The following is a 2,065-nucleotide window of genomic DNA, read 5'->3' as shown; positions in this document are numbered from 1 at the left end:
GCAGCTCTTTGCCAAACTCAAGCATCTGCTGCGCAAGGCTGGAGAACGGACCTACCAAGCCGTCTCCGACGCCATCGCGCAGATTCTCGCTTCGATCTCGTCAGACGAATGCGCCAACTACCTCGTCAACTCAGGATATGGTCCAACCTAATCCCATCCCGCTCTAGGGTGGTCATCTGGCGGCGGTAGCCGCGTCAACAACTATGCAGGACCGCGATTGCCTGCCCGGTGCCGCCTCAAGGCATCGAGTCTCTCTTGGTTCAGGACACGAGCGGGCACCGGCATACGATCTCCTATGCCAAAAACATACGTCGGCTCAGGTCGCCCCATTTTGGCAAAGTACACGTGCTCGTCAGCCTCCTTACCGAAAACATCAGTGCTAAACAAACATATTTCGACATGGCAGCCGGCCGATACAGAAAACTCGTGGTGAGACAGCCTCGCGGTTGTGTGACTGACTTCAGGAATTGTCAAACCAGCCAGCGGAACGCCTGAAATCTCCATCGGAATAATAAGTATTTTCAGGCCCTCATCACAGAATAACGTGACTTCAACAACAAAATCTGCACTGAGAGCCGGAGACTGGCCGTTGTTGATGATCATCGCAGAGAAAGTGAGGCACTGATTAGCCGCATCATAACCGATGGTGACATGCTCGAAATCCAGATATGCTCGTACCTGCGCTTCACCTATGCGGCGGGTTTCGGCAACGCTGGCCCAAGAAGCCTTGGATGTGCTCCCTGCGTAAATTGCAGCAACTGCGGCAGCTAGAAATGTCACCACGCCGATGCAGACACTAAATGCGCCCCAGTCGGCAGATTTCTTCGCAGCATCGGCAGCCTTCCATTGGGCACAAAGATCGGAACTGCGATCCTCTCTGCCCTGCTCGCATGGCTGTGCCGGACCATTGGGTTCTTCCGTTTGCTCGAAGAGTCCAAAAGGCGGCGGCGGTATATATATTTGTTCTTCAGGATTACGGTTCTGTTCCTGAGCCCAGCAGCTTTGTTGGAGGGCAGCTAAAACAACTATTCCAAATGCAACGATAATGAACCAATAGCGACGAGGCATTGAAGCGAGAATCTCACGGTGATTTTGCTCACTTATTCCACAGGTCGCGGTCGGTCTCGTCAACTTCGATCTCCTCTAGACACTCGACGAGACGCGCATAAGCGCCTCTGCATCGGCCCACCTCACTCCCAGGATCTCCTCGCCGCCTCTTCGCAACTCTTTTGTTTAGGCACTATTCACCGCGCCTTGCCCTTGAACCAGGCCTCTAGCTTCGCCATCGCTTCCCGCGCCAGCTCGGGATCGGGGCCGAGATAGTGGCGCAGGACGTTGTCGATCGACTTCAGACTGTGGCCGGTGATCGCCGCGATCTCGAACTTGTTGCAGTGGGCGGCTGACAGCCACGTCACGGCCGTGTCGCGGAAATCCTGGTCGCGGAGATCCGCGACGGTCGGCACTGGCTCGAAGCCGTCGAGGGCTTTGAAGAGATCGACATCGCGCAGGACGGCGTTGGCGTCCTTCGTCTTCGGATGCTTGCCGGTGGCCGCGACCGAGCGAATGACGCCATAGACCTTGCGATACCAATCGCCTTCGAAGGGTCGGCGGTTCTTTTCGTCCAGCACCACCTGCGGATAGTTCACCCGCCAATCGGCGCGGCGGTCCTTGGCGTCGGCCAATTCGGCAATGACCGGCTGGGCGAGCGGGATCATCAGCGGTGCCCCGCCCTTCTTCGCCTGGCGAAAGCGGATGCCGGCGGACAGGTGCCGATTGGCTTCTGACCTTTGCGACCGGATCCGGGCGAAAGGGGGCTGCGTGTTGGTGCTGATCCCACGGGATGCGCTGACATGTGCGGCTTACTCCTCAGCTTCGGATTCGGCCAAAGGCCTGGCCGATGAGCTGCCCTGTTCGCGGGCCTCATAGCCTCCAGGCTCGGCAGGCGGAGGCTTCGATTTCGACCGTGTCGAGCGAAAACGAGCCGTCGGGCTCGATGCCGAAATAGGCGGCCGTTGCGGCGGCGGCCCATTGCTGCAGGGAGCGGATCGCCGTTCGGTGCGCGTCG

General features: G+C 58.3%; 2 protein-coding genes and 1 pseudogene. 1 reads left to right on the top strand and 2 read right to left on the bottom strand.

Annotated features, from left to right (window positions below; all coding sequences use genetic code 11):
- Window positions 1-151, top strand: a pseudogene (locus SMD10_RS25230) (IS630 family transposase); the annotation flags it as partial.
- Between the two features lie 50 nt (window positions 152-201).
- Here SMD10_RS25230 and SMD10_RS25225 read toward each other — a convergent pair.
- Together SMD10_RS25225 and SMD10_RS25220 are read right to left on the bottom strand one after the other, a co-directional pair.
- Window positions 202-1,131, bottom strand: coding sequence for a hypothetical protein (locus SMD10_RS25225; protein WP_331688478.1), 930 nt, complete (start codon window positions 1,129-1,131; stop codon window positions 202-204).
- Window positions 1,132-1,244: 113 nt separating this feature from the next.
- Window positions 1,245-1,715, bottom strand: coding sequence for a hypothetical protein (locus SMD10_RS25220; protein ID WP_331688477.1), 471 nt, complete (start codon window positions 1,713-1,715; stop codon window positions 1,245-1,247).
- Window positions 1,716-2,065 lie beyond the last annotated feature (350 nt).

This window comes from Consotaella aegiceratis (assembly GCF_036541425.1).
GTDB classification, from domain to species: Bacteria; Pseudomonadota; Alphaproteobacteria; order Rhizobiales; family Rhizobiaceae; genus Consotaella; species Consotaella aegiceratis.
This window is presented reverse-complemented; position numbering and strand designations above follow the sequence as displayed.